Origin of the sequence: Bifidobacterium simiarum (assembly GCF_002802905.1) — a bacterium.
Lineage (GTDB): Bacteria > Actinomycetota > Actinomycetes > Actinomycetales > Bifidobacteriaceae > Galliscardovia > Galliscardovia simiarum.
On record NZ_PEBK01000029.1, the window covers coordinates 1 to 266 of the forward strand.

The window sequence follows — 266 nt, forward strand, 5'->3', positions numbered from 1 at the left end:
CCGATCAGGAAGTCCGCGCCCGACGCCTTGAACCGCAGCACGCCGTCCTGGATGCACTCCACCGGCGGGTTCGGCTTGACGTTGTCGAACACCTCGTACTCCAGGCCCGCGGCGTCCAGCACGTCGGTGACCTTCTTCGCGGTGCCGGTCTCCAGCAGCACCGGGTCGGTGACGATGAACGCCTTCCTGAAACCATGCTTGCGGGCGACATCGGGGATCTCCTTGATCGCACCGCGACCGAAGTACGCCGTCTGATTGAAAATCAT

At 63.5% G+C, this 266-nt stretch carries 1 protein-coding gene; it reads right to left on the minus strand.

Features of this window, described 5'->3' with window-relative positions; all coding sequences use genetic code 11:
- Window positions 1-266: iron-containing alcohol dehydrogenase (locus CSQ87_RS10675; RefSeq protein WP_117434936.1), on the minus strand; the 266-nt coding region annotated here is incomplete at both ends.